The 23,982-nt window shown below is 70.1% G+C and carries 18 protein-coding genes; 2 read left to right on the top strand and 16 right to left on the bottom strand.

Annotation, left to right across the window (positions count from 1 at the left end; genetic code table 11):
• Positions 1–43 precede the first annotated feature (43 nt).
• From ACGFYN_RS21540 to ACGFYN_RS21580, 9 genes are all read right to left on the bottom strand, one after another.
• Positions 44–649, bottom strand: coding sequence for a sarcosine oxidase subunit gamma (locus ACGFYN_RS21540; protein ID WP_393867448.1), 606 nt, complete (start codon positions 647–649; stop codon positions 44–46).
• On the bottom strand, positions 642–3,806 hold the full coding sequence (locus ACGFYN_RS21545) for a sarcosine oxidase subunit delta family protein (protein WP_393867449.1): 3,165 nt from the start codon (positions 3,804–3,806) through the stop codon (positions 642–644). The genes ACGFYN_RS21540 and ACGFYN_RS21545 overlap by 8 nt, the downstream gene beginning before the upstream one ends.
• An 11-nt stretch (positions 3,807–3,817) precedes the next feature.
• Positions 3,818–5,050: a sarcosine oxidase subunit beta family protein gene (locus ACGFYN_RS21550; RefSeq protein WP_393867450.1), complete on the bottom strand. Its 1,233-nt coding sequence runs from the start codon at positions 5,048–5,050 to the stop codon at positions 3,818–3,820.
• A 127-nt stretch (positions 5,051–5,177) separates the two neighbouring features.
• Entirely contained in the window at positions 5,178–6,038 is an 861-nt protein-coding gene (locus ACGFYN_RS21555; RefSeq protein WP_393867451.1) for a bifunctional methylenetetrahydrofolate dehydrogenase/methenyltetrahydrofolate cyclohydrolase, read from the bottom strand.
• Between the two features lie 50 nt (positions 6,039–6,088).
• The gene (locus tag ACGFYN_RS21560; RefSeq protein WP_393867452.1) at positions 6,089–8,527 is read right to left on the bottom strand and encodes an FAD-dependent oxidoreductase; all 2,439 of its coding nucleotides are present in this window, start codon (positions 8,525–8,527) and stop codon (positions 6,089–6,091) included.
• 214 nt (positions 8,528–8,741) lie between these two features.
• Complete coding sequence (locus ACGFYN_RS21565) at positions 8,742–9,704, bottom strand: ABC transporter substrate-binding protein (RefSeq protein ID WP_393867453.1); 963 nt, start codon at positions 9,702–9,704, stop codon at positions 8,742–8,744.
• 12 nt (positions 9,705–9,716) lie between these two features.
• Positions 9,717–11,723 carry an ABC transporter permease gene (locus ACGFYN_RS21570; RefSeq protein WP_393867454.1) on the bottom strand — a complete coding sequence of 669 codons (2,007 nt, stop codon included), beginning with the start codon at positions 11,721–11,723 and terminating at the stop codon, positions 9,717–9,719.
• Positions 11,723–12,811, bottom strand: a complete 1,089-nt coding sequence (locus ACGFYN_RS21575; protein WP_393867455.1) for a glycine betaine/L-proline ABC transporter ATP-binding protein — start codon at positions 12,809–12,811, stop codon at positions 11,723–11,725. The genes ACGFYN_RS21570 and ACGFYN_RS21575 overlap by 1 nt, the downstream gene beginning before the upstream one ends.
• Before the next feature lie 20 nt (positions 12,812–12,831).
• Positions 12,832–14,301 carry an aldehyde dehydrogenase family protein gene (locus ACGFYN_RS21580; RefSeq protein WP_393867456.1) on the bottom strand — a complete coding sequence of 490 codons (1,470 nt, stop codon included), beginning with the start codon at positions 14,299–14,301 and terminating at the stop codon, positions 12,832–12,834.
• Between the two features lie 220 nt (positions 14,302–14,521).
• Here ACGFYN_RS21580 and purU point away from each other — a divergent pair, with 220 nt between their 5' ends.
• Complete coding sequence (gene purU, locus ACGFYN_RS21585; protein ID WP_393867457.1) at positions 14,522–15,394, top strand: formyltetrahydrofolate deformylase; 873 nt, start codon at positions 14,522–14,524, stop codon at positions 15,392–15,394.
• 85 nt (positions 15,395–15,479) lie between these two features.
• On the opposite strand, the gene ACGFYN_RS21590 is transcribed toward purU, so the two are convergent.
• Positions 15,480–16,325: a 5,10-methylenetetrahydrofolate reductase gene (locus ACGFYN_RS21590; protein WP_393867458.1), complete on the bottom strand. Its 846-nt coding sequence runs from the start codon at positions 16,323–16,325 to the stop codon at positions 15,480–15,482.
• A 4-nt stretch (positions 16,326–16,329) separates the two neighbouring features.
• Positions 16,330–18,000, bottom strand: a complete 1,671-nt coding sequence (gene betA, locus ACGFYN_RS21595) for a choline dehydrogenase (protein ID WP_393867459.1) — start codon at positions 17,998–18,000, stop codon at positions 16,330–16,332.
• Between the two features lie 389 nt (positions 18,001–18,389).
• Between betA and ACGFYN_RS21600 the strand changes: the two genes are divergently transcribed.
• On the top strand, positions 18,390–19,136 hold the full coding sequence (locus ACGFYN_RS21600; protein WP_393867678.1) for an IclR family transcriptional regulator: 747 nt from the start codon (positions 18,390–18,392) through the stop codon (positions 19,134–19,136).
• Between the two features lie 14 nt (positions 19,137–19,150).
• Here ACGFYN_RS21600 and ACGFYN_RS21605 read toward each other — a convergent pair whose 3' ends face one another.
• The 5 genes from ACGFYN_RS21605 to ACGFYN_RS21625 all read right to left on the bottom strand — a co-directional run bounded on the left by ACGFYN_RS21605 (position 19,151) and on the right by ACGFYN_RS21625 (position 23,782).
• Positions 19,151–20,284 carry an aromatic ring-hydroxylating dioxygenase subunit alpha gene (locus ACGFYN_RS21605; RefSeq protein ID WP_393867460.1) on the bottom strand — a complete coding sequence of 378 codons (1,134 nt, stop codon included), beginning with the start codon at positions 20,282–20,284 and terminating at the stop codon, positions 19,151–19,153.
• Between the two features lie 103 nt (positions 20,285–20,387).
• Entirely contained in the window at positions 20,388–21,545 is a 1,158-nt protein-coding gene (locus ACGFYN_RS21610; RefSeq protein WP_393867461.1) for an NAD(P)/FAD-dependent oxidoreductase, read from the bottom strand.
• Entirely contained in the window at positions 21,542–21,904 is a 363-nt protein-coding gene (locus ACGFYN_RS21615) for a bifunctional 3-phenylpropionate/cinnamic acid dioxygenase ferredoxin subunit (RefSeq protein WP_393867462.1), read from the bottom strand. Before ACGFYN_RS21615 ends, ACGFYN_RS21610 begins: the two co-directional genes overlap by 4 nt.
• Before the next feature lie 157 nt (positions 21,905–22,061).
• On the bottom strand, positions 22,062–22,694 hold the full coding sequence (locus ACGFYN_RS21620; RefSeq protein ID WP_393867463.1) for an MBL fold metallo-hydrolase: 633 nt from the start codon (positions 22,692–22,694) through the stop codon (positions 22,062–22,064).
• Complete coding sequence (locus ACGFYN_RS21625) at positions 22,694–23,782, bottom strand: S-(hydroxymethyl)mycothiol dehydrogenase (RefSeq protein WP_393867464.1); 1,089 nt, start codon at positions 23,780–23,782, stop codon at positions 22,694–22,696. The genes ACGFYN_RS21620 and ACGFYN_RS21625 overlap by 1 nt, the downstream gene beginning before the upstream one ends.
• Positions 23,783–23,982 lie beyond the last annotated feature (200 nt).

Here is a 23,982-nt window from a genome sequence, read left to right on the forward strand (position 1 = left end):
GAAACATTGGTCACTTCTTCAACGACGCAGCAGCACAGCGGTCTCACGCCAGATAATCGGTCGCCGCGTCCAGCAGCCAGTCCGCGAGGTAGCCGGCGAAGGACGAGCGGACCAGCACCCAGAACCCGGCCCGGGGCTCGTCCCGGGCGACCAGCACGACCTGGGTGCGGCCGAGCGTCGTCTGCGCGCAACGCCCGGCGCCGAAGGCGCGCGGGTGCAGGTCGAGGGAGCAGCCGTGGGCCAGCAGGTCGCGGGCGCGGGGGCCCGCGACGAGCAGCGTGGTGCGCTGGGCGGAGACGTCGGTGACGGAGACGGGCTCGTCCCCGGCGGCCTCCCGCACCCGGGCCTCCAGGTCCGCCTGACTGCCCGGCGGGCCCACGACGAGCCACTCGTCCGGTCCCAGCCACAGTGTGGTCAACTCCCCTGTTCGTACGACCGTGTTGGGGTCGAGGGGCAGTTGCAGGCCGAGCGCGAGCCCGACCTGGTCCGCCGCCGCGCCCTTGGCGTCCAGGCGGATGTTCACCTGGGCCAGGAAGGGCAGTTCGGCCAGCCGGACCGCGCCCCGGGAGGTACGCGTCGCGGCGGCCAGACGGCCGGCGTCATGCGCCAGAGGGCTGCGGGGCGGTGCGGAAAGAGCGGTGTCAGCCATCGCGGCGGGCTCCCTCGGGGTCGTAGAGGACGGGGCCGGTGACGGTCACCGGGACCAGCCGGTCGCCGACGGGGGCGTACAGGCGCTCGCCGATGCGGTCCCGGCCGCCCTTGATCAGGGCGAGCGCGAAGGTCCGGCCGAGGGCGGCGCTGCGGTAGCTGGAGGTGACGTGGCCGAGCATCGGCACGGGCGGGGCGGGCAGCACGCCGTCCGCCACCAGCTGGGTGCCCTCGGGCAGGAAGGTGCCGGACTCCTCCGGGAGCAGTCCGACCAGGTGCTTGCGGTCGGGGCGGACGCTGTCGGCGCGGGCGAAGGAGCGCTTGCCGATGAAGTCGCGCTTCTTCTTCGACACCGCCCAGCTCATGCCGAGGTCCTGCGGGGTGACCGTGCCGTCGGTGTCCTGGCCGACGATCGGGTAACCCTTCTCGGCGCGCAGGACGTGCATGGTCTCGGTGCCGTACGGGGTGATGCCGTACTCGGCACCCGCCTCGTACAGCGCCTCCCACAGGGCGAGGGCGTCCCACGGCGAAACGTTGATCTCGTAGGCGAGTTCGCCGGAGAAGCTGATCCGGCAGACGCGGGCGTCGATGCCGGCGACGTTCGTCTCGCGCCACGCCATGAACGGGAAGTCCTCGTTGGCCACGGCCAGTTGGGGCGCCAGGAAGCCTAGGACCGCGCGGGACTTCGGGCCGACCAGGGCAACGGTGGCCCACTGCTCGGTGACGGACGTGCAGTGCACCCGCAGGTCCGGCCACTCGGTCTGCAGCCACTCCTCCATCCAGTCCAGTACGGCGGCCGCGTTGCCCGTGGTCGTGGTGACCAGGAAGCGGTCCTGGGCGAGGCGGATGACGGTGCCGTCGTCGAAGACCATGCCGTCCGGGCGGCACATCACGCCGTAGCGGATCATGCCGACCTTCAGGGTGCTGATCATGTTGGTGTAGAGCAGGTCCAGGAAGGCCGCAGCGTCCGGGCCCTGCACGTCGATCTTGCCGAGTGTGGAGGCGTCCATGAAGGCGGCGCCTTCGCGGGCGGCGGCGCACTCGCGCAGCACGGCCGTCTCAAGGTTCTCGCCGCCCTGCGGGTAGTACCACGGGCGCTTCCACTGGCCGACGTTCTCGAACAGGGCGCCGTGCGCGACATGCCACTCGTGCAGCGCCGTCGTGCGGACCGGGTCGCTCAGTCCACCACGGTCAGGGCCGGCGAGAGCGGCGAAGGAGACCGGCGTGTACGGCGGCCGGAACGTGGTCGTGCCGAGCGCGGAGATGTCCACGCCGAGCAGTTCGGCGACGACGCCGCTGGCCAGGACGCCGGAGGTCTTGCCCTGATCGTTGGCGGTGCCGGCCGTGGTGTAGCGCTTGGTGTGCTCCACCGAGCGCATGCCCGCGGCGGTCGCGCGGGTCAAGTCGTCGACGGTGACGTCGCGTTGGAGGTCGACGAAGCGCGGGGCGCCCTCGCGGCCGGGGACGGTGAACACCTGCATGGGCGGCGTCGGCCGCGGCGGTGCGGGCACGGCCGGGAGGACGGGCGCCTCGGCGGTGTAGCCCTCGGCCTCCAGAGCGCGGACACCGGCCGCCGCGCCCTGGGCCAGGACGCCGGCCAGGTCGAAGACGCCGCTCGCGCTGCCCGCGACCTCGACGGCCTGCCGGCAGGTGTCGGGCACGAAGGTGCCGAGCGCCTCGTCGTGGCGGAGCCTGCCGCCCGCCTGGCTGAACAGGTGCGCCACCGGGTTCCAGCCGCCGGAGACCAGGAGGAGGTCGGCGGTAAACTCCCGCTGTCCTTCGGTCTGTCCGTACGGGGCGACGGTCACGGAGGTGAGGCGCGCCTCACCGTCCGTGCCGGTCACGGCGTGGCCGGCCAGCACCTCGATGCCTGCCTTGCGTGCACGCTCGGCCCAACCGCCGAGTTCCGTACGGGTGTCGACGATCGCCGGGATCTCCACACCGGCCGCGGCGAGGTCCAGTGCGGCGGCGTAGGCGCTGTCGTTCGTGGTGAACACGACGGCGCGGCGGCCGGGCAGGACGCCGTACCGGTTGGCGTACGTACGGGCCGAGGCGGCCAGCATCACGCCCGGGCGGTCGTTGTCCGCGAAGGCCAGCGAGCGCTCGTGGGCGCCGGTGGCGAGGACGACGCGGCGGGCCCGGATGCGGTGGACCCGTTCGCGGGAGACCCTGGCCGGGGCGGCGGCGCCGAGGTGGTTGGTGCGGCGCTCCACGGCCAGGAGGTGGTTGTCGTCGTAGTAGCCGAAGACGGTGGTGCGGCGGAGGATGCGGACGTCCGCCGACGTGTCGAGCAGGGTGGTGGTTTCGCTTGTCCAGTCGGGGAGTTCGCCGGTGCCGAGGAGGCTGCCGCCGAGCTCGGGCTGGTCGTCGGCGAGGATGACTCGGGCGCCGGTGCGGGCCGCTGCCGCCGCTGCGGCGAGGCCCGCCGGGCCGGCGCCGACGATCAGTACGTCGCAGTGGTCGTGTACGGCGTCGTAGCGGGCGGGGTCGGAGGTGGCGGCGAGGCGGCCCTGGCCGGGGAGGCCGGTTGCCACGAGGCCGTCGTAGAGCTCGACGGTCGTGGCGGGGAGCATCGGCTCGGGGAAGGGTTCCTCGATCTGGATGACGGCGTTGGGTTCTTCGGCGCCGGCGGAGAAGATGCCTCGGGGGCGGCCGAGTCTGATGCTCGTCGCTGTCGCGATGATGTTGTTCGCGAGGAGGGCTGAGGCGAGGGTGTCGCCTTCTCGGCCCTGGTATTCGGTGCCGTCGAAGGTGAACGTCAAGGTGCGGGTGGTCGGGCGGGTGCGGGAGCGTGCTGGGGGCTCTGCCCCCAGACTCCCGATCGGCCCTGAAGGGGCCTCGTCCTCAAACACCGCACGGGCTGGAAATGCCTGCCGCCGCTCTACAGTTGCGGGGCGCTCCTCCCCCGCCCGGTACACCGACAGAACCTCGTTCGTCGACGTGTCGCGTACCGCGTTGAACCAGCGGCGGCAGCCCGACGTGTGGTTCCAGCGTTCGGCGAAGGGGCCCTTCGTGTTGTCGCGGAAGAAGAGGTAGCGGGCCCACTCCTCGTCGGTGAGGGCCGAGGGGTCCTCCGGGTAGGGGACGTGGGCCTGGCCGCCGTAGTGGTACTCGGCCTCGTCGCGGGGCCCGCACCACGGGCAGGGGATGAGCAGCATGGATCGGCTCCCTAGTGGGCCACCGCGGCAGCGCCGTGCTCGTCGACGAGCGCGCCGGTGGTGAAACGGTCGAGCGAGAAGGGGGCGTTGAGCGGGTGGGGGGTGTCGTGGGCGATGGTGTGGGCGTAGACCCAGCCGACGCCCGGGGTGGCCTTGAAACCGCCCGTTCCCCAGCCGCAGTTGAGGTAGAGGTTGTCGACGGGGCTGAGGCCGACGATGGGTGAGGCGTCGGGGCTGACGTCGACGATGCCGCCCCAGGTGCGCAGGACGTGGGCGCGGGCGAAGACCGGGAAGAGTTCCAGGGCCGCGGACATCTGGTCCTCGATGATGTGGAAGGCGCCGCGCTGGGTGTACGAGTTGTACGCGTCGATGCCCGCGCCCATCACCAGTTCGCCCTTGTGCGCCTGGCTGACGTACACGTGGACGGCGTTGGACATGACCACCGTCGGGTGGACGGGCTCCAGGAGTTCGGAGACCAGGGCCTGCAACGGGTGGCTCTGGACCGGGAGTTCGATGCCCGCCATGGCGGCGAGGACCGAGGTGTGGCCCGCCGAGCACAGGGCCACCTTGCCCGCCGCGATCGGGCCGAGGTTGGTCTGGACCCCGACGACGCGGTTGCCGACCACGTCCAGGCCGGTGACCTCGCAGTTCTGGATGATGTCGATGCCGGCGGCGTCCGCGGAGCGGGCCAGGCCCCAGGCGACGTGGTCGTGCTTGGCGATGCCCGCTCGCGGCTGGTAGGTGGCGCCGAGGACCGGATAGCGCACGTCCTGGCTGATGTTGACGATCGGGCAGACTTCCTTGACCTGCTCGGCGTCCAGGTACTCCGCGTCCACGCCGTTGAGCCGGTTGGCCTCCACGCGGCGCACGCTGTCGCGGACGTCCTGGAGGCTGTGGGCCAGGTTCAGCACGCCACGCTGGGAGAAGAGGATCGGGTAGTCGAGGTCGTCCGCCAGACCCTCCCAGAGCTTGAGCGCGTGCTCGTAGATGCCGGCGCTCTCGTCCCAGAGGTAGTTGGAGCGGATGATCGTGGTGTTGCGGGCCATGTTGCCGCCCGCGAGCCAGCCCTTCTCCAGCACCGCGACGTCGGTGATGCCGTGGTCCTTCGCCAGGTAGTGGGCGGTGGCGAGGCCGTGTCCGCCGCCGCCCACGATGACGACGTCGTACGAGCGCTTCGGCTCCGGCGTGCGCCAGAGGAAGTCGGGGTGTTCGGGGAGATCGGCGCCGGGGGTGCGGGGGCTCATGGGGTCTCTCCGGCTTCTGCTGCTGCCTGTGACAGGTGCGGTTGGAGCGGGTGCCCGGCGGCCAGGGCCTCCGTGCGGGCGCGCGGGGCCGCGGCGTCGGGGGCCGCAGGCGGGGTGTTCGGCGCGTTCATACCGGGTTCGCGTTCCTCTCGGCGGCCTCGACGACGTTGGCGAGCAGCATGGCGCGGGTCATGGGACCCACTCCCCCGGGCATCGGCGCGAGCCGGCCGGCGACCGAGGCGGCCTCCGGGTGGATGTCGCCGACGAGGCCGTGCTCGGTGCGGGTGATGCCGACGTCCAGGACGGCCGCGCCGGGGCGCAGCATGTCCTTGGTGATCAGTCCGGGCGAGCCGGCGGCGGCGATGACGATGTCCGCCTCGCGCACGTGCCAGGAAAGGCCCTTGGTGCCGGTGTGGCAGAGCGTCACGGTGGCGTTCTCCGACCTGCGGGTCAGCAGCAGGCCGATGGGGCGTCCGACCGTGATGCCGCGTCCGATGACGGTCACGCGGGCGCCCGCGAGGGGCACGTCGTAGCGGCGCAGGAGTTCGACGATGCCGCGCGGGGTGCACGGCAGCGGCGCGTCGACGCCGAGGACGAGCCGGCCGAGGTTGACGGGGTGCAGTCCGTCGGCGTCCTTGGCCGGGTCCATCCGTTCCAGTACGGCGTTGGCGTCCAGGTGCTTGGGGAGCGGCAGTTGGACGATGTAACCGGTGCAGGCGGGGTCGGCGTTGAGTTCCTCGATGACGTCCTCGACCTGGCTCTGCGTGGCGTCGGCGGGCAGGTCGCGGCGGATGGAGGCGATGCCCACCTGCGCGCAGTCCCGGTGCTTGCCGCCGACGTAGGCGCGGCTGCCCGGGTCGTCGCCGACCAGGACGGTGCCGAGCCCCGGCGCGCGGCCGGTGGTGGCCTCCAACTTGGCCACCCGCTCGGCGAGTTCACGTCGGATGTCGGCGGCGGTCGCCTTGCCGTCCAGCAGTTGTGCGGTCACCGGTACTCCTTCCAAAGAGGCTGGGCTGCGACGCTTTTCAGGGGCGCGACTCACCCACGGAGACGGGACATGGTCGGGTCGAACAGGGGTTCCTCGGTCACGACCGCCTCGATCCGCCGGTCGAAGTAGCCGATCTGCACGCTGTTTCCGGGCACGGCGACCTCCGCCGGCAGCCACGCGTAGGCGATCCCCTTGCCGATCGTGTAGCCGTACGAGGCACTGGTGACGTAGCCGACCGCGCGCTCGCCGTCGTACACCGGCTCCTTGCCCATCACGACCGACCGCGGGTCGTCGATGGTGAGACAGGTCAGCCTGCGCGTCACGTTCTCCTTGCGGCGCAGCAGCGCGTCCTTGCCGGTGAAGTCGCCCTTGTCGGGCTTGACGGCGAAGCCGACGCCGGCCTCGTAGGCGTCGTGCTCGTAGGTCATGTCGGTGCCGAAGGAGCGGTAACCCTTCTCCAGGCGCAGGCTGTTGAAGGCGCCGCGCCCGGCGATGATGCCGCCCAGCGGGCGGGCCGCCTCCCACAGCGTGTCCCACAGCTTCAGGCCCTGGTCGGCGGTGGTGTAGAGCTCCCAGCCGAGTTCGCCGACGTAGGACAGGCGCATCGCGGTGACCGGGACGCTGCCGATGTAGGCGCGCTTGGCGCGGAAGTACTTCAGGCCGTCGTTGGTGAAGTCCTCGTCGGTGAGCGGCTGCAGGACCTTGCGGGCCAGCGGGCCCCACAGGCCGATGCAGCAGGTGCCGGGGGTGATGTCGCGGACCTGGACCGTGCCGTCGGCAGGGAGGTGGCGGGTGAACCAGTCCAGGTCGAGGTTGCCGTTGGCGCCGACCTGGAAGAGGTCGCGGGACAGTCGGGCGACGGTGATGTCGCTGCGGATGCCGCCGTCGTGGTCGAGCAGCAGGGTGTACGTCACCGAGCCGACCGACTTGGCGACCTTGCCGGTGACCAGGCCCTCCAGGAAGGCGGCGGCACCGGGGCCGCTGACCTCCAGGCGCTTGAGGGCGGTCATGTCGTACATGGCGACGGTCTCTCGGGTCACCTGTGCCTCGGCGCCGACGATGGGCGACCAGTACTGCGCCGCCCAGTCGTTCGGGGTCGGGATCGAACGGCCTTCCACCAGGTGTGCGTTGGCCTCGTACCACTGCGGGCGCTCCCAGCCGTTGGCCTCCAGGAAGAAGGCGCCGTGCTCCTGCTGGCGGGGGTGGAAGGGGCTGGTGCGGATCGGGCGCGGGTCGCCGGAGGGCTGCAGCGGGTGCAGGATGTCGTAGACCTCGACGAAGTTCTGGCAGTCGCGGGCCAGGACGTACTCCGGGGAGAGCTGGTGCGGCTCGAAGCGGTTGAGGTCGCACTCGTGCAGGTCGAAGGAGGAGCAGTAGCCGTCGACCAGCCATTCGGCGACGGCCTTGCCGACGCCCGCGGAGTGGGTGACCCAGACGGCCTCGGCGACCCAGAAGCCCTTGACGTCCGGGGACTCGCCCAGCAGCGGGAAGTTGTCGGTGGTGAAGGAGAACAGGCCGTTGATGCCCTCCTCGACCTTGGCCTCCTGCGTCGCGGGCAGCAGGGACTGGGTCTCGGCCCAGGCCGGCGCGAAGTCCTCCTCGGTGAACTTCAGGACCGACGGCATCTCGTCCGCCTCGTCGAAGGAGAGGATCTCCTCCGCGGTGGTGGGCATGGGGCGGTGGCCGTAGTAGCCGATGCCGAAGCCGTCGAAGCGGTCGCGGTAGTAGAGGTCGGCGTCCTGGTGGCGCAGGATCGGCCGGATCGCTTCCTGGGTCTGGCCCGCGAGCGCCGGGACCGGGCCGGTCCAGGCGAGCTGGTGGCCGAGCGGGGTCAGCGGCAGGTCGAGGCCGACCATGCGGGCGATCTTCGGGCCCCAGATGCCGGCGCAGCACACGACGATGTCGGCGTCGAGCTCGCCCTGGTCGGTGACGACGCCGGTGACGCGGCCCTCGTCCTGGCGGATGTCGAGGACCTCGTGGCGGGCGAGGAAGCGCACGCCACGCTCGGTGGCGCGGCGGATCTGCGCCTCGACCGCGAGGACCGCCTTGGCGAGGCCGTCGGTGGGGACGTGGAGGCCGCCGAGGATGCGCTCGCGGTTGACGAGCGGGTGCTGCTTCACGCACTCCTCGGGGGTGAGCAGCTTCGCCTCGATGCCCCAGGCGGTGATCCAGCCGTGCCGGCGCTGCAGTTCGGCCAGGCGCTCGGGGCCGGTCGCCACTTCGAGGCCGCCGACCTGGAGGAAGCAGGGCTTGCCGTCGACGTCGAGGGAGCAGAACTTCTCGACCGTGTAGCGGGCCATCTCGGTCATGGTCTTGGAGGAGTTGGTCTGGAAGACCAGGCCCGGTGCGTGCGAACTGGAGCCTCCCGTGGCGGGCAGCGGGCCCTGGTCGACCACGGTCACTTCGGTCCAGCCTCGCGCGGAGACCTCGTCCGCGAGGGCCGCTCCCACGACACCCGCTCCGATGATCACCACTCGGGGTCCCGCCATCGCCGCACCTCCGAAATCAAAACCAGCCAGTTGCTTTCTGCGCAACGCAGTTCAGGTTGCGCAACTCAATGTGCCTTCCGCGGGGAGGGGTGTCAAGGGGTCCGTGACGTCGGAAAACGGCCCGGAACGGCCCGGGACACGGCAATGCCCGGCGGGCGGTGCACACCTGTGCACACCGCCCGCCGGGCATGGGACAACCGTTGTCAGAAGCGGCTCACTTGAGCCAGGCGTCCACCTTGTCCTTGTTGGCCTCGACCCACTTCTTCGCCGCCGCGTCGGGCGTCATCTTGTCCACCGCGATGTACTTGGCCACGGTGTTCTGGTCGTCGTTGGTCCAGTTGAAGTTCTTCACCAGGTCGTAGGCGGGCGAGCCGGACTTGGCGAACTTGGAACTGACGATCTTGTCGAGGTCGTAGACGGGATAGTCACAGGCGATCTTGGCCGCGTCCGCGTCGCAGCCCTTCTTGTAGGCGGGCAGGGCGACCTTCTTCAGCGGCACCTCGGACATGAACCACTGCGGCTCGTAGAAGTAGCCGATCACCCACTGCTTGTCCTTCTCGGCCTTGCGGTAGGCCTGGATGAGCGCGGTCTCGCTGCCCGCGTACACCACCTTGAAGTTCAGCTTCAGGTTCTTGACCAGGGCCGCGTCGTTGGTGACGTAGGAGGGGTCGCCGTCCAGGAGCTGGCCCTTGCCGCCCGACTCCGACGTCTTGAATTTGGCCGCGTACTTGTTGAGGTTCTTGTAGTCGAGGATGTCCGGGTGGGCCTTGGCCAGCCACGGCGGCACGTACCAGCCGATGATGCCCTTGTTGCCGGTGGAGCCGGCCTCGACGGCGGTCTTCTGTTCGGTGATGTACTTCTTCTTCAGATCGTCGTGGCCCCAGTTCTCCAGGACGGCGTCGATCTCACCGGTGCCGAAGCCCTGCCAGGCGATCTCCTCCTTGAGGTCCTTCTTGTTGACCGTGCAGCTGAGGTTGTGCTGGGCGACGTACGCGACGACCGCCGCGTCCGCCTCATAGCCCACCCACGGGTTGACGGCCAGGTTGAAGGTGCCGCACTTGCCCGAGCTGCCGCCCGAGCCCGAGGAGCTGTCGCCGACCTTCGCACCTCCGCACGCGGTGAGGGTGAGGCCGAGGACGGCCAGGCCGGCTGCGCCGACTCGCCAGGTTCTTGCCATCAGTCTTGCTCCTTATGCGCCTGCGCCGGTGCGTCGCGCCGCAGCCTGAGTGATCCGGTCGAACATGACTCCGAGCAGTACGATGGCGAGCCCTGCCGCCAGCCCCTTGCCGTACAGCTCTCCCTGCGAGAAGCCGGCCACGACGTCGTAGCCGAGGGCGCCCGCGCCCACCAGGCCGCCCACAACAACCATCGACAGCACGTAGATCAGGCCCTGGTTGGTCGCGAGAGTCAGGGCGCTGCGTGACATCGGCAGCTGGACCTTGGTGATGATCTGCCGGGTGCTGCACCCGGCGGAGGTGGCCGCCTCGACGGTGGTCTCGGGCACGGCCCGCACCCCGTCCGCGATGATCTTTATGGCGACCGGTGCCGCGTAGACGACGGCCGCGACGATCGCCGTGAAGCGGGTCGCGCCGAACAGCGCCAGGAACGGCACGAGATAGACGAACGGCGGCATGACCTGGGCGGCGTCCAGGGTGGGCCGCACCAGTTTGTCGACGAGCATGCTGCGGCCCATCCAGACGCCGAAGACGATGCCGAACAGCATCACCAGGACCGTCGCCACCAAGGTGGACGCGGTCGTGGTCATGGCGTCCGACCACACGCCGGTGCCGACCAGCAGGCCCACGCACACGGCCGTGGTGATGCCGGCCTTCCAGCCGCCGAGCACCACGGCGAGCGCGACGAGCACCATCCCGACGAGCCACCAGGGCGAGTCGGTGAGCAGGCTCTGGAACGGGTTGAGCAGCACATTGGTGATCACGTCGCGGATCGCGTTGGTCAGGCCCGAGAGGTTGTTCTGCGCCCAGTTGGTCACGGAGTCGGCCGCGCTGGCGATGTGGCTGCCGACGGTGCCGTCACCGGGGAAGTCCGCCGCCCACAGATACGTGTGGGACAGGTAGATCAGGACCACGGTGACCACCGCTCCCGCACCGAGCAGCGGCTTGCGCCACTTCAGGAAGCGGTTCTTGCAGCGGCGGGCGTCCTCCTCGCGGGTGCTGGCCGCGGTCGTCACCCGGTCCAGCACGATCGCCATGACGACGATCGCGAGGCCCGCGTTGAAGGCCGTGCCGACGTCGAGGGACTGCAGCGCCTGCACGACGGTCTTGCCGAGGCCGGGCGCGTCGATCAGGGCGGCGATGGTGACCATGGCCAGGGCAGCCATGATCGACTGGTTGATGCCCATCACCACGGTCCGCTTGGACATCGGCAGCAGCACCTTCAGCAGCGACTGCCGCCGGGTCGCGCCGAGCGAGTCGGCCGCCTCCGAGGTGGTCTCCGGTACCGAGCGGATGGCGTGCGCGGTGATGCGGATCGCGGGCGGGGCGGCGTAGATGACGGTGGCGATCGTCGCGGAGGCCGGGCCGATGAGGAAGATCAGGGTCAGCGGGGCCAGGTAGACGAAGGTCGGCATCGTCTGCATGAAGTCCAGGAAGGGCGTCACGATCCGGTTGAACCGGTCGGACAGCCCCGCCCACACGCCCAGCGGGATCGCGAACAGCAGCGCCACGAGCACCGCGGAGACGGTCAGGGCCAGGGTGTCCATGGACTCCTGCCACAGGCCCTGGAGCCCGAAGAAGGTGAAGCCGCACACGGCGAGCAGCGCCACGCGCCAGTTGCCCACGGCCCAGGAGACGTAGCCGGCGATGCCGACCACGCCGAGCCAGCCGATCTGCGGGAGGGGCCGGCCGGGCGGGGGCTGCGAGATCAGGTGCTGGACGAAGGTCACCAGGTTGTCGATGACCAGCCGGATCTCGTTGAAGAAGTACAGGAAGAGCGGGTTGGAGTTGCGGTTGGCGCCGATGGAGTCGTTGACGTCGTTGAACCACCGGTGCAGATCGGTGAGATCGGCCGTCGCGAGTGACAGGGTCTGCTTGCCGCGCAGCACGAAGAACAGCACCAGCCACGACACCACGATCCCGGCGACCATCGCGGTGCGGCCGACCTTGCGCGGCTCCTTGGCGGGCGCCTTGGGTTCAACCGGCCCTGTCGTCTCGGGTTTTTCGATGGCGACGGTCATCACGCGCCGCCTTCCTGCCCGGCGACCACTGCGAGGATCTCCTCGTCGCCGACGATGCCGAGCAGCTTGCCGTCCTCGACGACCTTGACCGGCTTGTGCGCGGCCAGCACGGTCCGGGTCGCTTCCCGTACGACGACGTCCGGGCCCAACTCCGGCCCGTCCAGGGCGTCTCCGTCCTCCGGCGCGCGCATGATCCAGCGCAGGGTGAGCACGTCGCCGCGCGGCACGTCCTTGACGAAGTCCCGTACGTAGTCGTCGGCGGGGGCGCCCACGAGTTCGTCGCCGGTACCGCACTGGACCATCTTGCCGTCGCGCATGATGAGGATGCGGTCGCCCAGCTTCAGCGCCTCGGACAGGTCGTGGGTGATGAACACCATCGTCTTGCCGACCTCGTGGTGCAGCCGGATGACCTCGCTCTGCATGTCCCGGCGGATCAGCGGGTCGAGGGCGGAGAACGGCTCGTCGAAGAAGAGCACGTCCGGGTCTCCGGCGAGCGCGCGGGCGAGGCCCACGCGCTGCTGCATACCGCCGGAGAGCTGGTCGGGGTAGGAGTTCTCGTAGCCGGCGAGACCGACCAGCTCCACGACCTCCTGCGCCCGCTTGGTCCGCTCGGACCTGCTCATGCCGCGGATCTCCAGGCCGAAGGCGACATTGTCGACGACCCGGCGGTGCGGCAGCAGCCCGAAGTGCTGGAAGACCATGGAGAACTTGCTGCGGCGCAGCTCGCGCAGCCGCTTGTCGTCCGCCTGCCGGATGTCCTGGCCCTCGAAGACGATCTCGCCCGCGGTGGGTTCGATCAGCCGGGTCAGACATCGCACCAGCGTGGACTTGCCGGAGCCGGACAGGCCCATCACGACGAAGACCTCGCCTGGCGAGACGTCGAAGTTGACGTCGCGTACGGCGGCGGTGCAGCCCGTGCGGTCCATGAGCTCGCGGCGGGTCAGCCCGCACAGCTCCTCCGATTCCGGCACCCGGTCGGCCTTCGGCCCGAACACCTTCCACAGCCTGCGCACGGATATGACCGGAGTCCCGTCGGACTCCTCGGGCGTGCCGCGACGCTGCGCCACCTCGGTCTGTGTTGGGGTCACGATCGACCTCTTTTCGGCGTTCAGCCGCTAAACCAGCGCTGCGGCCGGGGTTGGATGTTCTGCCAGATGTGCTTGGGCTCTCGGTACTCGTCCAGGCCGCTCGCTCCGAGCTCGCGGCCGACGCCCGAATGTCCGAAGCCACCCCATTCGGCCTGGGGCACATAGGGGTGGTAGTCGTTGATCCACACCGTGCCGTGCCGCAGCCGCCGGGCGACCCGCTGGGCCTTGCCGGCGTCCTGCGTCCATACGGCGCCGGCCAGCCCGTACTCGGTGTCGTTGGCGATGCGCACGGCATCGCCCTCGTCGGTGAAGCGCTCGACGGTCAGCACCGGCCCGAAGGATTCCTCGTGCACCACCCGCATGTCCTGGGTGCAGGCGTCGAGCACGGTCGGCGGGTAGTAGTGGCCGTTCGCGAGGGCGGGGTCGTCGGGCCGTTCGCCGCCGCAGCGCAGGACCGCGCCCTCGGCAAGGCCGGCCGCGACGTACGCCTCGACCTTCTGAAGATGCTGCGCGGAGATCAGTGCCCCTGTCTCGGCGCCGGGATCGAAGGGGCCGCCGAGGCGGATGAGCCGGGCGCGGCGGACGACCTCGTCGACGAAGCGGTCGTGCAGCGCGTCCTCGACGATCAGCCGGGCACCCGCCGAGCAGACCTGCCCCGAGTGCAGGAAGACGGCCGTGAGGGCGAAGTCCACGGCGGCCTCGAAGTCGGCGTCGGCGAAGACGACGTTGGGGTTCTTGCCGCCGAGCTCCAGCGCCACCTTCTTCACCGTCGCGGCGGCACTCGCCATGATCCGCTTGCCCGTCTCCAGGCCGCCGGTGAAGGAGACCAGGTCGACGTCCGGGTGTTCGGAGAGCGGTGCGCCGGCCTCGGGCCCGGCGCCCAGGACGAGGTTGGCGGCGCCCGCCGGCAGGCCGGCCTCCTCCAGTGCCTTCATCAGCAGGATGGAGGTGGAGGGGGTCAGCTCGCTGGGCTTGAGGACGATGGTGTTGCCGGCCAGGAGCGCCGGGGCCACCTTCCAACTCGCCTGTAGCAGCGGGTAGTTCCAGGGCGTGATCAGTCCGCACACGCCGACCGGCTCGTACACGACGCGGCTGACGGCGTCGTCGCGGCCGGTGTCGATCACGCGCCCGGCGTCGGTGCCGGCGATCCCGCCATAGTGGCGGAAGCAGGAGACGACGTCGGCGATGTCGTACTCGCTCTCCACCAGCCGCTTGCCGGTGTCCAGCGACTCGGCGCGCGCGAACTCCTTGGTGTCGCGCTCGAGGATGTCGGCGGTGCGCAGCAGCAGTGCGCCGCGCTCGCGTTCGGGGGTGCGGGGCCAGGGCCCCTCGTCGAAGGCCCGCCGGGCGGCTGCGATCGCCGCCTCGGTGTCAGGACGCGTTGCTTCCGCTACGGTCGCAACGAGTGCGCCGTCAGCGGGGCAGCGGATGTCGCGATGGCCGCCTGCCACCGGCGCCCGCCATTGCCCGTTCACGTACAGATCTGCCACGCGCCAAGCCCTTCAGCCGGAATGCGTTGCGCATCGTGCATCCAATTGCTTGTGGTGGAACACAGTGGCGAAACCTCAGAGCCCCGTCAAGTAGTTGGTGGATGACGATTTCGCCATGGCCGCCGTTACCCGGCCACCCCTTGACCGCAGCCGTACGACGCGCCCAGCATGTTGCGCATCGCTCACCTTGTTGTGCAATACGCACCGACGGAGGCCGCACATGTCCCCTCGACCGCAACCCGGACGTGAGTACGTCCTCACCCTCTCCTGCCCCGACAGCGCGGGACTGGTCCACGCCGTGAGCGGCTTCCTGGTCAGGAACTCGGGCAACATCCTGCAGAGCCAGCAGTTCGACGACCGCCTCCAGGACCGCTTCTTCATGAGGGTCCACTTCGACGTCTCCGACCCCGGCGTGGATCTGCACGCGCTGCGCTATCGCTTCGGCCCGGTCGCCGAGGCCCACCGCATCTCCTGGACCCTGCGGGACGCCTCGACCCCGACGCGGACGCTGATCATGGTGTCCAGGTTCGGGCACTGCCTGAACGACCTGCTCTTCCGCAGGCGCACCGGCGCGCTCAACATCGAGATCCCGGCGATCGTCTCCAACCACCGCGAGTTCGAGGGCCTGGCGGACACCTACGGCATCCCCTTCCACCACGTCCCGGTCACCAGGGACACCAAGCCCGAGGCCGAGGCCCGGCTGCTGGAGCTGGTACGGGAGCTGGACGTCGACCTGGTCGTGCTGGCCCGCTACATGCAGATCCTCTCCGACGACCTCTGCAAGCAGCTCGAGGGCCGCGCCATCAACATCCACCATTCCTTCCTGCCCAGCTTCAAGGGCGCGCGACCCTACGAGCAGGCCTACGACCGCGGGGTCAAGCTCGTCGGCGCGACCGCGCACTACGTGACCTCGGACCTGGACGAGGGCCAGATCATCGAGCAGGACGTGGTCCGCGTCGACCACTCCCTCGACCCCGACGAGCTGGTCACGGTCGGCCGGGACGTCGAGGCGCAGGTACTGGCGCACGCGGTGAAGTGGCACAGCGAGAGCCGGGTCATGGTCGACGGCAACCGCACGGTGGTCTTCCGCTGAGCATCGCGCCTCACACACGAGAGGGGCGGGCCGGGGTCTCCGGCCCGCCCCTCTTCGTATACGGAGTCGTCCACGACGCTCAGCCCTACGACGATGCGGTGGCGAGCCGGTCCAGCAGGGCCCGGCGCCAACTCTCCGTCTCCGCGATCTGGTTGAAGGTGAACAGGTGCAGGCCCGCCACCGCGGCCGAGGGCGCGGTCAGCGCCTCCTGGGTGCGGGAGAGCAGCCTCCCGGGCGAGTAGCCGCCGGGCGCGGCGAAGCGCAGGAACCACGACGCGTGCTTCGTGAGGAACCGCGTCGACTCCCCCACCCCGATCTTCGTCGCCATGGCCAGCAGCTTCGCCCGCTGCACGGGACCGGCGACGCCCACGTGCACGGGCAGGGTCACCTCCCGCCGCCGTATCCGGGCGAGCCACTCCCCCAGCACCCGCGGATCGAAGCAGAGGTTGCTGACGATGTACGTGGCGTGGGCCTGCTTGTCCCACATCGCCTGGATGGTGAGGTCGTCGTGGATGAGCGGATGGCTCTCGGGGTAGCCGGTGATGCCCACGCGGGCGAAGGGCGCGCCCAGCTCGCCCAGCCGGCGCAGCACCGGCAGGGCACCGTCGTAGGGTCCGGCGGGCGGGTCCGCGTCGCCCGCGGGGACGAAGACGTCGTCCACGCCCGCCGCGGACAGCCGCTCCACCACTTCCTTCAGGTGTACGTCGTCGCGCAGCAGCCGGGCGGGCACGTGCGGGACGACCCGGTAGCCGTGCGAGGCGAGCCGGTCGGTGAGGTCGAGGGTCGGCTCCAGGCCCTTGACCGGCGGCGCCGTGATCGTGACCACGACGTCGCGCGGGACATGCGCGAGGACCTTCTCCTCGGTCGCCCTCGCGGGCAGCACCTCGTAGCGGACGCTGTTCAGCAGCGCGCTCAGTCCTGCGGCGCCCAAGGTCTCACCCCACCTGCTTGTGGGCGTCGGGGTGGCGGTAGTACGCGGCCTTGGAGGCGGCCGGCGGCTCCTTGCCCAGGATCAGGTCGGCGGCCTTCTCGGCAACCATCATCACCGGGGCGTAGATGTTGCCGTTGGTGACGTACGGCATTACGGACGCGTCGACGACCCGCAGGCCCTCCACGCCGTGCACCCGCATGCTGGCGGGGTCGACGACGGCCATCTCGTCGGTGCCCATCTTGCAGGTGCAGGACGGGTGCAGAGCGGTCTCGCCGTCCTTGGCGACCCAGTCGAGGATCTCCTCGTCGCTCTCCACGGAGGGTCCTGGCGAGACCTCGCCGTTGTTGTAGGGGGCGAGCGCGGGCTGGTTGAGGAGCTTGCGGGCGACGCGGATGGCCTCGACCCACTCGCGGCGGTCCTGCTCGGTGGAGAGGTAGTTGAAGCGCAGCGCCGGGTGCTCGAGCGGGTCCTTGCTCTTGATCTTCACCGAGCCGATGGCGTCGGAGTACATGGGTCCGACGTGGACCTGGTAGCCGTGGCCGCCGGCGGGCACGGAACCGTCGTAGCGGACCGCGATCGGCAGGAAGTGGAACATCAGGTTCGGGTACGCGACGTCCTCGTTGCTGCGGGCGAAGCCGCCGGCCTCGAAGTGGTTGGTCGCCGCCGGGCCCTTGCGGAACAGCCACTGCAGGCCGATGAACGGCGCACGCCACTTCGCCAGATACGGCTGCATGGAGACGGGCTGCTTGCAGGCGTACTGGATGTAGACCTCCAGGTGGTCTTGCATGTTCTCGCCGACGCCCGGCAGGTCGTGCACGACGTCGATGCCGAGCGCCCGCAGCTCCTCGGCGTTGCCCACGCCGGAGAGCTGCAGCAGCTGCGGGGAGTTGATCGCGCCGCCGCAGAGGATGACCTCCTTGGCGCGGACCTGCTGCAGAGCGCCCTTGCCGCGCCGGAACTCGACCCCGACCGCCTTCTTGCCCTCGAAGAGGACGCGCGTGACGAGGGAGCGGGTCTTCACGGTGAGGTTGGGCCGCTTCATGGCGGGCTTGAGGTACGCCTTCGAGGCCGACAGCCGGCGTCCGCGGTGGACGTTGCGGTCGAACTTGGCGAACCCCTCCTGGCGGTAGCCGTTGACGTCGTCGGTGGGGGCGTAGCCCGCCTCCTCGGTGGCCTTGAGGAAGGCGGCGAACAGCGGGTTGGTGGCCGGGCCGCGCTCCAGGACGAGGGGGCCGTCGTGGCCGCGGAACTCGTCGTCCGGGTCGGCCACCAGGCAGTTCTCCATCCGACGGAAGTAGGGCAGGCAGTGCGCGTAGTCCCAGGACTCCATGCCGGGGTCGGCGGCCCAGCGCTCGTAGTCCATGGGGTTGCCGCGCTGGAAGATCATGCCGTTGATGCTGCTGGAGCCGCCCAGGACCTTGCCGCGGGCGTGGTAGACGCGCCGGCCGCCCATGTGGGGCTCGGGCTCCGACTCGTACTTCCAGTCGTAGAACCGGCTGCCGATCGGGTAGGTCAGCGCCGCGGGCATGTGGATGAAGACGTCCCACGGGTAGTCGGAGCGGCCGGCCTCCAGGACCAGCACGCGGTTGGCCGGATCGGCGGTGAGTCGATTCGCCAGCGCACTGCCGGCCGAACCGCCGCCGACGATGACGAAGTCGTATTGCAGGGGAGCCATGGTGCCTCGTCTCGCTCGCGCCGTCGATGTGCGGAGCATGCTAGCGCCGGTAGCGTGATGCGCACCAGGTTGCGAACGACGCAACTTCGGAAGGGGCGCGCGTGTACTTCCCGTCGGGCGCCGCCGGCAATGAAGGGTGGCAGGCCCGTTACAGACAGTGTTTGCGGCTAGGTGTCCGACCGTGCGCACAACACGTACACACTTCACGGAAACTTCCAGATACTCGCAGGTAGCAGGGGGAGCCGTCTGGCGCAGGAAGTGGTCTTTACCTGATCAAAGTGCCTGGTCAGAGTCCCGAGGGTAAACAGCTTGTACCGTACTGCGCGTATAGTTTCGTTGTGAGCAACCACAGCCAAGACACCGAGACAGGCAATTCGCAGGCCGGCGGAGTGCAGTCGGTCGACCGCGCCATCAGCGTCCTGGAGATCCTCGCGCAGCGTGGCGAGGCGGGCGTGAGTGAGGTGGCCGGCGAAATCGACGTCCACAAGTCCACTGCCTTCCGCCTGCTCGGCGCCTTGGAGGCGCGTGGGCTGGTGGAGCAGGCGGGAGAGCGGGGCAAGTACCGGCTCGGCTTCGGCATCGTGCGCCTCGCCGGCGCCGTCACCGGACGTATCGACATCACCCAGCAGGGCCGGCCGGTGTGCGAGCGGCTCGCCGAGGAGCTCGGCGAGACCGTGAACATCGCGGTCATGCAGGAGCACTACGCGATCAACCTCTACCAGGTACGTGGCCCCGGTGCGATCACGGCGCACAACTGGGTCGGCCAGCTGACGCCGCTGCACGCCACCTCCAGCGGCAAGGTCCTGCTGTCCTACATGCCGGCCGCCGACCGGGCCACACTGGTGGCCGAGACCGGTCTGAAGAAGGTCACCCCGCACACGATCACCGCGAAGACGAAGCTCGAGAAGAGCCTCGCCGAGGTGCGTGAGCGGGGTTACGCCTGGACCGTGGAGGAGTTCGAGATCGGCCTGCACGCCATGGCCGCGCCGGTTCGCAACCGCGACGGCGAGGTCATCGCCGCGCTGAGCGCCTCCGGTCCGGGCTACCGCTTCACGGAGGAGCGCATGCACGAGCTCGCGCCGAACCTCCTCAAGGGCGCGCAGGAGATCAGTCACCGGATGGGGTACCTGGGCTGAGCGGCCCGTAGACGCTACTCAGGCCGGCGGGTGCCCAGGCGCTCGTTGACCCAGTCGTGGAACGCACCGATGTGGTGCTCGCTCGGAACCAGCACGCCGCCCTTGGCGTACAGCCGGGAGCTCATGCCGGGCTGCGTACGCTCGCACGCGTCGAAGTCCTGGCGGTTGACCCGGTCGAAGAGCTCGACGGACCGGCTGACGTCCTTGCCGCTCTCGACGACGTGCGGCAGGTAGAGCCAGTCGCACTCGACGATCGTGCGGTCGACGGCGACCGGGTACATGCGGTGGAAGATGACGTGGTCGGGCACGAGGTTGATGAAGACCTGCGGCCGGACGGTGATCGCGTAGTAGCGGCGGTCCTGGTCGTCGCCGACGCCCGGGATGCGGTCCAGGCCCTCGGAGCCGTCCACCGTGAAGCCCTGCACCTCCTCGCCGAACTCCGCGCCGTGGCCGACGTAGTACTGCGCGGCGTAGCCGTCCGCGAACTCCGGGAGTACTTCGGTGAGTTCGGGGTGGATCGTGGCGCAGTGGTAGCACTCCATGAAGTTCTCGATGATGAGCTTCCAGTTGGCCTTCACGTCGTAGACGATCCGCTTGCCGACGGAGAGGTTGTCGATGTCGTAGTGGTCGATCGACTCGGCGTCCCCCAGGCGGGAGACGACGTCCCCGATGACCTCCTCCTCGAACGAGGGCGGGTTCTCGGCGAGGCAGAGCCAGACGTAGCCGAGCCATTCGCGGACGGCGACGTTCACCAGGCCGTACTCGGTGCGGCCGATGTCGGGCATCTTGGTGAGGTTGGGCGCCGCGACGAGCTTGCCGTCCAGGCCGTAGGTCCAAGCGTGGTACGGGCATTGGAAGGCCCGCTTGACCTCGCCGGACTCCTCGGTGCACAGCTTGGCGCCGCGGTGCCGGCACACGTTGAAGAAGGCGCGGATCGAGCCGTCGCGCGAGCGGGTGACGAGGATGCTCTCGCGGCCCACGTCGACGGTGCGGAAGGCGCCGGGCTTGGCGAGCTCGGACGAGCGCACGGCGCAGAACCACATGGTCTCGAATATGCGCTCCTGCTCCAGGGCGAAGTTCACCGGATCCGTGTAGGAGGAGCCGGGGAGGGTGGCGATCAGGCTGTCCGGCAGGCTGGTCGAGGTCACGGTGCACTCCTCGGAAGTCGTCGGGGAGCGCCCCTCAGGGGCGCGGGGAACTGCGCGACAAGCCAGAACGGCGCCGCGGAAAGACAACGACCCATCCCGCTGCTCACAGCGAAGCGATCTGCTTGCGCCAGCGCATGAACAGCCGCGGCTGGTTCATGCCGAGCACCGCGACCGGGATGCCGGCACGCAGGTACACGGCCAGGACGTTGCGGCCGTCGGCGGAGCCTTCCTCGACGGTGACACGGTCCGCGCCGGCCGCGTGCCCGGCGAACTGGATCTTCACGCCGTACTGGTCCGACCAGAAGTACGGCGGCCGGGGCACACCCGGCTCCACCGCGCCGCCCGCCAGCAGCGTGGCGATCGCGGCGTCGGGGCGCTCGCGCGCGCCGGTCCAGTGCTCGACGCGGCGGTGGGAGCCCGCGCGCGGGTCGTACCAGTTGGCGCAGTCGCCGACCGCGACCACGCCGGCCAGGCTGGTGCGTCCGTCGGCGCCGCACTTGACGCCGTTGTCGAGTTCGACGCCGGAGCCTTCGAGCCACTCGACGCAGGGGCGGGCACCGACGCCGACGACCACGATGTCCGCGGGGACGGTGCGGCCGTCCTCCAGCAGGACGGCCTCGACCTGGCGCTCGCCGCTGAGTCCCTTGACGCCGACGCCGCACAACAGCCGTACGCCGTGGTCCGTGTGGAGCCCGGAGACGACGGCGCCCATGGCCTCGCCGAGCGGTCCGGCGAGCGGCGTCGAGGCCGCCTCGATCACGGTCACGTCGAGTCCGAGGGCGTACGCGGTGGAGGCGACCTCGGCGCCGATGAAGCCGCCGCCGATCACCACCAGCCGTCCGCCGCGGGCCAGTTCGTCCCGCAGGGCGCGGGCGTCGTCCAGGGTGCGCAGGGTGTGCACCCCGGACAGGCCCTCGGAGCCCGGCAGGCTGCGCGCGGCGGCGCCGGTGGCGATGACGACTCCGTCGGCGCGGACCTCGGCCCCGTCGGCGAGCCGGACCGCGCGCCGCGTGGCGTCGAGTCCGGTGGCGCGGGCGCCGAGCAGCCACTCGGCCCGCAGGTCCTCGCCGTCCGTCTCCAGCACGAGATCGGCCTCGCCGATGGTGCCGGCCAGGAACTCCTTGGACAACGGCGGTCTGTCGTACGGGCGATGGGGCTCGTCACCGATGATGACCAGCCGGCCGTCATAGCCCTGCTTGCGCAGGGAGCGCGCCGCCGACAGACCGGCCAGCGAGGCCCCCACCACGGCGACCGTCCTCACGCGAGACCTCCGGCGAGCCGGGCCGCGATGCACGGAGGCAGGTTGGGGGCGTCCGTGGACAGCTGGACGTAGATCATGCCGTCCTCGATCGCGACCTCGTGCGTGCGGACCGGGAGCTTGGCCGGCGGGGCGTCCACCTTGCCTGTCCTGAGGTCGAACTTCGAGGCGTGCAGCGGGCATTCGACCTCGCAGCCCTCCAGCCAGCCGTCGGCGAGCGAGGCGTCCTGGTGGGTGCAGGTGTCGTCGATGGCGAAGAGCTCGCCGTCGTCGGTGTGGAACACCGAGACCGGCGGGTCGGTCTCGAGCCGGACAGCCTCACCTCGCGGGAGATCCACGAGACGGCACGCGGGAATCATCATGACACCTCGGTGCGTATAGCGAAACGGATTGCGGTAAGCGCAACATCAGTCTGGGGTCGCCCTGAACCCCTGTCAAGGAGTTCAGGGACCAGGTTCCTGCGAGAAGCCGCGTTGCGTTATACACAACATGCAGCATGATGAGAAACGACTTCCGCGGTCAGAAACCGCGGTCGATCCACTTCTGAAGATGCGGTGCCTCGGCGCCGACGGTCGTCGTCTCCCCGTGGCCCGTGTGCACCACGGTGTCGGAGTCGAGGGGCAACAGCCTGTCCCGGATCGACTCGACGATGGTCGGGAAGTGGCTGTACGACCGCCCCGTGGCCCCTGGCCCGCCCGCGAAGAGCGTGTCGCCGCTGAAGAGCGCCCCGAGCGCCGGCGCGTACAGGCATACGGCGCCGGGCGCGTGGCCGGGCGTGTGCAGGACGGTGAGCTCGATGCCGGCCACCGTCAGGGGCTGCCCGTCGGTGAGGTCGGCGTCCGGCATCCGGTCGGGATGCGTGAGCTTCCACAGCGGCAGGTCGTCCGGATGCAGGAGGACCGGGGCGCCGGTGCGGGCGGCCAGTCCGGGTGCGGCGTTGACGTGGTCGTCGTGGGCGTGGGTGCACACGATGGCCTTCAGCGCGCGTTCGCCGACCGCCTCGGCGATCGCGTCGGCGTCGTGCGCCGCGTCGACGACGATCACCTCGCGGTCGTCGCCGACGATCCACACGTTGTTGTCGACCTCCCAGGTACCGCCGTCCAGGGAGAACGTGCCCGAGGTGACGAGCCGTTCGACGTGGACCCGGCTCATCAGAACACCACCACCGAGCGCAGGACGTCCCCGCCGTGCATCCGCTGGAAGGCCTTCTCCACCTCGTCCAGCGCGATGGTCTCGGTGACGAAGGCGTCCAGGTCCAGGCGGCCCTGGAGGTAGAGGTCGATCAGCATCGGGAAGTCACGGCTCGGCAGGCAGTCGCCGTACCAGGACGACTTCAGCGAGCCGCCGCGGCCGAACACGTCAAGGAGGGGCAGTTCGAGCTTCATCTCCGGGGTGGGCACGCCGACCAGGACGACCGTGCCGGCGAGGTCGCGGGCGTAGAAGGCCTGCTTGTACGTCTCCGGGCGGCCGACCGCCTCGATGACGACGTCGGCGCCGAAGCCGCCGGTCAGCTCGCGGATCGCCTCGACCGCGTCGCCCTCGCGGGAGTTGACGGTGTGGGTGGCACCCAGCCTCTGCGCGGTGGCCAGCTTGCGGTCGTCGATGTCGACGGCGATGACCTTCGCGGCGCCGGCCAGGTTGGCGCCGGCGATCGCCGCGGCGCCGACTCCGCCGCAGCCGATGACGGCGACCGAGTCGCCACGGCCTACCTGGCCGGTGTTGATCGCCGCGCCGATGCCCGCCATCACGCCGCAGCCGAGCAGGCCGGCGGCGGCCGCGGACGCCTTCCGGTCGACCTTGGTGCACTGTCCGGCGGCGACGAGGGTCTTCTCGGCGAAGGCGCCGATGCCCAGCGCCGGGGACAGCTCCTCACCGGTGGAGGCGAGGGTCATCTTCTGCTTGGCGTTGTGGGTGTTGAAGCAGTACTGCGGGCGGCCGCGCAGACAGGCCCGGCACTGCCCGCACACCGCACGCCAGTTGAGGATCACGAAGTCACCGGGGGCGACGTCGGTGACGCCCTCCCCCACCGACTCCACGACGCCCGCGGCCTCGTGCCCGAGCAGGAACGGGAAGTCGTCGTTGATGCCGCCCTCGCGGTAGTGCAGGTCGGTGTGGCACACCCCGCAGGCCTCGATCTTCACCAGCGCCTCGCCCGGGCCGGGATCGGGCACGATGATCGTTTCCAGGCTGACGGGGGCACCCTTGCCCCGCGCGACGACAGCGCGGACCTGATGCGTCATGACCACTCCTCGGCTGTGGAGAACTGAAGCTCGGAAGCCACTCGAAACTGAGTTGCTCAATGCGGCACGTATCTCGTGTGCCGCAACACAGCATCATGGAGTGGCGACCGTGGGTCAAGGCTCCGGAATCCACCGCACAAGCCGCGCGCCCCGGCACCCGGTGCCAACGCGAAACGGCCCCGGCACGGCAGAAGCCGTAC

The sequence above is a fragment of the Streptomyces sp. NPDC048419 genome, assembly GCF_043200415.1.
In the GTDB taxonomy this organism is placed as follows: domain Bacteria; phylum Actinomycetota; class Actinomycetes; order Streptomycetales; family Streptomycetaceae; genus Streptomyces.

Coding starts and splice junctions, on each gene's coding strand:
- ACGFYN_RS21540 (WP_393867448.1), bottom strand. CDS start 649: ATGGCTGACACCGCTCTTTCCGCACCGCCCCGCAGCCCTCTGGCGCAT.
- ACGFYN_RS21545 (WP_393867449.1), bottom strand. CDS start 3,806: ATGCTGCTCATCCCCTGCCCGTGGTGCGGGCCCCGCGACGAGGCCGAG.
- ACGFYN_RS21625 (WP_393867464.1), bottom strand. CDS start 23,782: ATGACGCATCAGGTCCGCGCTGTCGTCGCGCGGGGCAAGGGTGCCCCC.
- ACGFYN_RS21550 (WP_393867450.1), bottom strand. CDS start 5,050: ATGAGCCCCCGCACCCCCGGCGCCGATCTCCCCGAACACCCCGACTTC.
- ACGFYN_RS21615 (WP_393867462.1), bottom strand. CDS start 21,904: ATGATGATTCCCGCGTGCCGTCTCGTGGATCTCCCGCGAGGTGAGGCT.
- betA (WP_393867459.1), bottom strand. CDS start 18,000: ATGGCTCCCCTGCAATACGACTTCGTCATCGTCGGCGGCGGTTCGGCC.
- ACGFYN_RS21565 (WP_393867453.1), bottom strand. CDS start 9,704: ATGGCAAGAACCTGGCGAGTCGGCGCAGCCGGCCTGGCCGTCCTCGGC.
- ACGFYN_RS21570 (WP_393867454.1), bottom strand. CDS start 11,723: ATGACCGTCGCCATCGAAAAACCCGAGACGACAGGGCCGGTTGAACCC.
- purU (WP_393867457.1), top strand. CDS start 14,522: ATGTCCCCTCGACCGCAACCCGGACGTGAGTACGTCCTCACCCTCTCC.
- ACGFYN_RS21620 (WP_393867463.1), bottom strand. CDS start 22,694: ATGAGCCGGGTCCACGTCGAACGGCTCGTCACCTCGGGCACGTTCTCC.
- ACGFYN_RS21560 (WP_393867452.1), bottom strand. CDS start 8,527: ATGGCGGGACCCCGAGTGGTGATCATCGGAGCGGGTGTCGTGGGAGCG.